This window comes from Yoonia sp. (assembly GCF_046498525.1).
In the GTDB taxonomy this organism is placed as follows: Bacteria; Pseudomonadota; Alphaproteobacteria; order Rhodobacterales; family Rhodobacteraceae; genus Yoonia.
In genome coordinates, this window is the sequence record NZ_JAWOAN010000174.1 from 1 (window position 1) to 6,449 (window position 6,449).

A 6,449-nucleotide genomic window follows, 5' to 3' on the forward strand; every position below is an offset into this window, starting at 1 on the left:
GAACTCTGTAATAAAATTTGTAGAAGTAGTAAATAACTGTAATATTACTCCTTTTTGGCTTGACCGACTGAAGGACTATATAAAAACAAATAAATTAAAGGATTGCCCTAAAGAACTAGTTGATACTTGTCGTAAATATTCTAAATCTAAAAAGTAAAAGAGAATCCTCCAGAGATATGGAGGAAAAATATATTTTTATAAAGATATTGCTTCAACAGGACATTCGTCAACACATGTACCGCAGTCAATACAGGTATCTTCATCAACAACTGCTTTGTCTTCGATTTTTATTGCATCGACTGGACATATATCAACACATGCTCCACATGCCGTACATGTCGACATGGACTCCAACCTGGTCGAGAACGCCATCCGCAGCCCGGCCATGAACCGTCGCAACGCGCTCTTCGCCGGCCACGACGAGGGTGCCTTATACTACACATCTGAGTATGCCCTTATATTTCCATGACTTTTTGCTGAGGGTTGTGAGGTGCCGGGCGTCTGGCGCGGCGCGCATCAGCGGCTTTCTGCACATTGCCGTTCTCGATGTCTTCTATCCGGATGATCCAGGGCGCGCCTTTGCAGTTCTGTTCGGCCGCCAACACCCCGGTGTTGATCAATCGTCGCACGGTCGATGGACTGACCTTTAGGAACTCTGCCGCTTCGTCCAGTGTGACCTCGCCACGTTCCTGTCTTTCGCCTTCGCGATACACGGCGATATCGTGCGTGTTGCGCAAGCGACAGACACGACTGCGGTTCCAGCTGAGCCCTTTTCCGGTGACCTTGCCTGCCCGGTTCAACACCGATGCGATATGCTGGTCGGACATCTGACGCGCCAGCACCCGCACGAGATCCAGCGTTTCACCGGCGATCGTCCATCTTGTGTGACCCGCCTTGTTTTTCTTCACCGTAAGACTTGTGTGGTCTCCCCCCTGCCAATGAATGACCATGGGCAAGCTGTCTTCTGTCATGTCGACGATGATTTCCCGGATCATCAGCCGCAGGATCCGCTTTCGGGTTTCCGAAGTGACCCCGGGGCTGTTCCATGCCTGCGCCAGATCGGCCCCCAGCGTCATCAACCGATCTCGATCCGGCACAGACATGGGCGAGGGAATTTCCGTGCGGAGCTTTTCAAGGTCGATTTCCAGATCGCGCATGCGGCACAGCGTATCGTTCCAACGCCGCTCGAGTTCATCCGCGACAAGCCGATTGTCCGGATCGACCGCATCGTACTGGCGCTGCGCGCGCGTTGCCTCGAAGCGGACCTGCTGCAGCGTATTCTCCATCTGCTGAAGCTTGTCGTGACGCGTTTCTTCCTGCTCAATTGCGGCAGACAGTGCGGCCTCGATCCCCAAGGGTTGCAGGCGGTCCAGTACTTCGGCTGCGACCGTCCGATCAACGCGCATGCCTCCGAAAGCGATACAGTTGGCCGCCGCGGTCTTCCCGAATGTGCCATGGCAGACGTAGCGCTGTGTGTTGCCGCCTTTCCCGGTGTAGGCCACGCGCAATCGACGGCCACAGCGCGCGCAGCGTAGCAACCCAGGCAACAAGGCCTCCCCGCGGCGGATCGCACCACGCCCGACATAGCTGCTTCGATTGGCATTCTCGGCAATCATGCTTTGCGTCTTTTCAAAGGTCTCCCAAGAGATGTAGCCCGCATGGTGGTCACGGATAAAAACGTCCCAATCATCCCAGTGGCGACGCAAGGTTTCACGGACCTGGCGTTTTTGTCCATCCTTGATAACGGTCCGGGTGCCGCGGCGCCCGAACGCATACGCCCCGGCATAGATCGGATTGGTCAGCATGTGATGCAGCGTCGGATAGACTGGCAGCGTCCAGTCGATACGCGGCAAACCGTGGCCATGTCTCACGCGGGGAAGCATGACCTCTTCCGATCGAAACCACAAAAGAACCTGGCGGATCGACTGCAATTCGGAAAATTTCCGGAAGACCAGCGCGATGGCGTCCTGAACGCGGCGGTCAGGATCCTTTTCGATCCGGTTGTCGTCGCTCTTGACGAAGCCGACAGCCAAAGTTGTCAACATCTCGCCGCGGCGCGCCTTTTGCTTTATGGCTTCGGCCGAGCGCTGCCGAAACACCGACACCTCCATCTCACTCATCGTGCCCTTCATACCCAGAAGCAGGCGGTCGTTGATCAGACGCGGATCATATAGGCCGTCCTCATCCACGATCAGCGTACCCACAACGCCGCAGAATTCCAGTAAACTGTGCCATTCACGCCCATTGCGCGCCAGCCGCGAGGCTTCAAGCGAAAAGACCGCACCAACACGGCCCTCGCAGATTGCTGCCAGAAGCTTTTGAAACCCCGGTCGTTCCATGCCGCCGCTGCCAGATTTGCCCAGGTCTTCATCGACAACCTCGACCGTTTCCCAGCCCAGCTGTCGCGCCCTCTCGACCAGTCCGTACTGCCGATGCTGACTCTCGAGGTTGTTCGCAACCTGATAGGTCGAGGATTGACGAACATATACATAGGCACTGCGCGCCAGGTGCTCAGAGGTGATCTTGCTCATCTCCGGCCTCCTTTGCGATCAACTGTTGATCTGGCGTGGCCGGTGAGATCATTGCTTCGCGCAGCAGGTCCCGCAGGAGGGCCATCGCTTTCTGGCGGTCGTCCTGCGCCCAGCGAACTGGCTGCGCCAGCTGTGCAAACAGATCGAGTTGTTTTGGACGAATCATCGAAATCTCCCATGCTGACCGTTTTGTCTGCGCGGGAGTGTAAAAGCTGATCGAGCAATGCACGAAGATCGCGCAAAGACCCAATTGGCAGGTGTGGGGTGTCGACGGGCTTGATCGATCCGGCCTCTGGCTCGGTCATCCAGGCCGGAAGATAGAACGCCCCGCCATGAGCTTGACCGATCATAAGATGAAGGCAAAAATCGTGTTCAACTGAACCAATAACATTCACCGTCTGCCCAAACAGTGGGTGAAACGGATAGGTTACGACCGTGTCAAATCCCAGACTCCCGGCATTATGACGCTGCTTCCGACGAGGGTGGCAAGGCCTGGGGCCGCATCGCGTCGCTGATCGAGACCTGCAAGATAAACGGCGTCGAACCGTTCGCCTATCTCAAGGCCACTCTCGAGGCTATCGCCGCCGGTCACCCCCAGAACCGCATCGACGACCTGCTGCCTTGGAACTTCACGCCGTCAAGGTGAAAATCGACGTGGTTCTCAGCTACCGCTTACGATCGGTGAGCGCCGCTTCAGGCCAAAGGGCTGCGAAAGCCGTGATCGTGTCTTGGGCGTCCGCCTTTGCCTCACCAGTGAGCGTGCGCGCAGCCTGCCCCAGTTTGCGCTGATCCAGCGTCGAGGGCCGGCCGTGATGGCCCGCAGTGGCACCGATTAGCGGTGGCAGTCGATTTTCCCTGTCTGGCCTCAAGGCGGAGGATAACAGAGGCATGTTGGCGTTCAGGTGAACTTCGGTCAGTTCCCAGTGCCGATACGTCTGTCGTCCTTCACCACGCAGCATGGACCGAAAACCTGTGTTGAGTTTTCCAAGGTCGTGCAGCGCTGAAAGGAGCACAAGCGCATGTTGCAGCGCAGTATCCATGCGGACTGGTTCCAAAAGTCTCTCGGCAACAGCTGCCACATCCAGCATGTGATAAAGTGCTGGATGCTCCGCACCAAAGTCGTCACCACTCTTGCCGGGCCATCGCTTGATCACGTCCAGATCGACCATCGAACCCTCTCTGTCTACAGTGAAATGGACTTGGTCGAGACGCTGTGGACTGCAGCAGTTGATGGAAGCGAGATGTGTGCAAACGTTGGTGATGTCTGATCAAGCGATGGTTTGGAACCGCGCCCAACGCCGTCGCGTAACTCGACCAATTCTATAATCTTCTACAGGTAGTTTCGTTCGTGTTCGTTGAGTTGACGTCATTTGTTATGTTTCGCGCACCGCGCCTTGAAAGCTTCACGCTCTCACTTCGTCACGCGGAAGTTCTGGTTAAATACCTCGTCCAGTGGCCCCCTCTCTAACAAGCGGTAATGAAAATTACCCTATCAAGCAATCAGATCTTGGGGGAAAGAAAAGCGTACCTCGACCACTCATCTCAGCTCGTAAGGATGACTGAGCCAAGATGGGGTTGATGATGGGATGACAACCACGGGGATAGCCACTCTCTGCGTCCTTCTGAGTGCGCTTGCAGGTCCTAGCTCATTCTCTGGTTAGTTTAAGTCTGATGAGCAAGGATCAAGATTTCACCCACCATCACTTTAGGGCAGATATTGCCGATCTTCAGCTATCCTGATGAGTTATCCACAGGTCTGGTAGTGTTATATATGTGTTAGATTCTGTGTTACGGGATTCTGGATATTCCACAAGACACTGAAAAATAACAAAAAAACAGTGTATTTTTTAGTGTCCAGTGTGTGAAACCCCGAACTTTGGTGGGTAAAACCCCGAACTTTGGTGGGTAAAACCCCGAATCTCACTCGAGGGTGGGTAAAACCCCGAATCCTATTGACGCGGGTGTGTGAAACCCCGAATATGAGGCTATGGTGTGTGAAACCCCGAACACGACTCGACCCCTTCTGCCGGACCGGCATCCGCAGCATGACCTGTTCATCTGCGATGTGGCTGATGCTGTACTTAAAGACATGATGGTCCTGATGGAGCATCCCTTCTACTCCCTGTCGAAGAAGCCCGAGATGTCGGTGAGGCGGTATGACCACAATGGGAACTGGGTTGAAATCAAGCCGAGTTACAAGGGCTTGGCAACTATTTATGACAAAGACATTCTCATCTACTGCATTTCGCAGATCATGCATAAGTTACGCGAAGGAGAGACCGTTGCACCGCGTGTGCGTATTAATTCCCGTGAGCTGCTGATATTCTCTAACCGGGGGACGGCAGGCAAAGACTACGCCGCCCTTGTGGAGGCGATTGACCGTCTGTCGGGGACGCGGATCAGCACTAACATCCGTACGGGTGATGAAGAGCAATATGACACTTTCGGGTTGATCGATGCGGCTTCGGTTCGTCGTAAGCATGGCATGGACGGTCGTCTGCTTTGGTGCGAGATTGAGCTCTCCAAGTGGGTCTTCAATGCGATCAAGGCGCAGGAGGTGCTGACGCTTCATCGCGATTATTTTCGCCTTCGCAAGCCGATTGAGAGACGGGTTTATGAGATTGCACGGAAACATTGTGGCCGCCAGACTAGCTGGACGATTGGTCTCGATACGCTTCTGAAAAAGTCGGGTTCCAAGTCGTCCCTGAAGGAGTTCAGGCGGGCGATTCGGCATCTAGTCGAGCATGATCATCTGCCTGACTACAATGTCAGGTTCGACGAAGAGAAAGACAACGTGACCTTTACCAATCGGGGCACGCTTCTCCCAAATCAAGTGGTTGATAGCGATCCCCTGCCCTATGTGCGATTGGGACCAGATGCTCATACGAAGGCGAAAGAAGCCGCTCCTGGATGGGATGTGTATGCTCTTGAACAGGAATGGCGCGGATGGATGAGCGAGCCGCCTCGTGATGCGGACGCCGCTTTCGTTGGGTTCTGCCGCAAATGGTATGATCGACGTGGGCGTCCGTGAGTTCCCACGCTCAGGGTTTCTTCTCGAACGCATCCATCAAAATATTGAGCATATCCACATACGTTCGCCGATCCTCTTTACACATCGCCTTGAACCTCCGGATTGTACTCAAAGGCCCCTTGATGCTGATTTGTCCATCAGCCACTGGCTCGCGGCTTGGCCAGCGATCCGTTCGATCGCTTTCCTGATCCACAGGGGTGGTCTCTTCGCTCCGGTTGGGCGCCGGCGCGGATGGTTCAAATTTTTGGAGACGATCAAGATTGAGCGGTTTAGGCATCGTGAGTTCCTTCCAGTATCTCAACCACCTCATTTGCGAAGGCTTGAGCGTTCAAGGTCGCCTTATCGATCCCGGAGACCTCCTCTGGGTCCAGCTGCCGTAGGCCGCCTCCTGCATTGTGAAGAGATGAGAACGCGGTTCGGCGATGTAGTTCGGTCTGAAAGACCCGCCCTGCCCTATGAAGTTCGGCATGGATGTGTCGCTCCAGCTTACTTTTCACAGCCGCAGCCGTTCGGGCCAACAAGATGGCTGCAGGGACTTCACGACGACGCGCCCTGCCTTCCATCACGATTTCCGCCAGGGTATGGATCGCCGCATCAGCATCCTGCTGTTCTTCCCCTGAGGGAATGATCACCAAGTCCGACTCCGCGATCGCGAAGGACGTCAGCCTGCTCGCTGAGCCTTCCAAGTCGATCAGAACGAAGGCGGCTCGGCTTTTCGCCTCATCAATTTCGGGTTGAATCGTGCGCTCTCCATTGCTCAAACTCTTCTACGATAGCCTGCTTCTTCTCAGAGTCTTTCCAGTGTCGCAAGAAATCATCCAATGAGGGGTAACGCTCATTAATCTGTTTTCGGGAGTAATCATTCAGGGATTCGGTTACCAGCTTGC

General features: G+C 54.7%; 7 protein-coding genes and 2 pseudogenes. 3 read left to right on the plus strand and 6 right to left on the minus strand.

The window, feature by feature from the left end; all coding sequences use genetic code 11:
• Positions 1–195 precede the first annotated feature (195 nt).
• Positions 196–387, minus strand: coding sequence for a DUF362 domain-containing protein (locus R6T97_RS11070; RefSeq protein WP_410349350.1), 192 nt, complete (start codon positions 385–387; stop codon positions 196–198).
• Here R6T97_RS11070 and R6T97_RS11075 point away from each other — a divergent pair.
• Positions 335–460 (plus strand): annotated as a pseudogene (locus R6T97_RS11075) (transposase); the annotation flags it as partial. The gene R6T97_RS11070 and the pseudogene R6T97_RS11075 sit on opposite strands and share 53 nt — an antisense overlap.
• On the opposite strand, the gene R6T97_RS11080 reads toward R6T97_RS11075, so the two are convergent.
• Both R6T97_RS11080 and R6T97_RS11085 read right to left on the minus strand, forming a co-directional pair.
• The gene (locus tag R6T97_RS11080) at positions 456–2,531 is read right to left on the minus strand and encodes a recombinase family protein (protein WP_410349351.1); all 2,076 of its coding nucleotides are present in this window, start codon (positions 2,529–2,531) and stop codon (positions 456–458) included. The pseudogene R6T97_RS11075 and the gene R6T97_RS11080 sit on opposite strands and share 5 nt — an antisense overlap.
• Positions 2,512–2,697 carry a hypothetical protein gene (locus tag R6T97_RS11085; protein WP_410349352.1) on the minus strand — a complete coding sequence of 62 codons (186 nt, stop codon included), beginning with the start codon at positions 2,695–2,697 and terminating at the stop codon, positions 2,512–2,514. The genes R6T97_RS11080 and R6T97_RS11085 overlap by 20 nt, the downstream gene beginning before the upstream one ends.
• A gap of 327 nt (positions 2,698–3,024) precedes the next feature.
• Here R6T97_RS11085 and R6T97_RS11090 point away from each other — a divergent pair.
• Positions 3,025–3,177: pseudogene (locus tag R6T97_RS11090) on the plus strand (transposase domain-containing protein); the annotation flags it as partial.
• A 19-nt stretch (positions 3,178–3,196) separates the two neighbouring features.
• On the opposite strand, the gene R6T97_RS11095 reads toward R6T97_RS11090, so the two are convergent.
• The gene (locus R6T97_RS11095) at positions 3,197–3,700 is read right to left on the minus strand and encodes a CRISPR-associated endonuclease Cas3'' (protein ID WP_410349353.1); all 504 of its coding nucleotides are present in this window, start codon (positions 3,698–3,700) and stop codon (positions 3,197–3,199) included.
• 818 nt (positions 3,701–4,518) lie between these two features.
• Here R6T97_RS11095 and R6T97_RS11100 point away from each other — a divergent pair.
• Positions 4,519–5,562, plus strand: coding sequence for a replication initiator protein A (locus R6T97_RS11100; protein ID WP_410349354.1), 1,044 nt, complete (start codon positions 4,519–4,521; stop codon positions 5,560–5,562).
• A 10-nt stretch (positions 5,563–5,572) separates the two neighbouring features.
• Here the strand turns inward: R6T97_RS11100 and R6T97_RS11105 are convergent, their stop codons facing one another.
• Positions 5,573–5,839: a hypothetical protein gene (locus R6T97_RS11105; RefSeq protein WP_410349355.1), complete on the minus strand. Its 267-nt coding sequence runs from the start codon at positions 5,837–5,839 to the stop codon at positions 5,573–5,575.
• Positions 5,832–6,323 (minus strand): hypothetical protein, encoded by a 492-nt coding sequence (locus R6T97_RS11110; protein WP_410349356.1) that lies wholly within the window; start codon positions 6,321–6,323, stop codon positions 5,832–5,834. Before R6T97_RS11110 ends, R6T97_RS11105 begins: the two co-directional genes overlap by 8 nt.
• Positions 6,324–6,449: the final 126 nt, after the last annotated feature.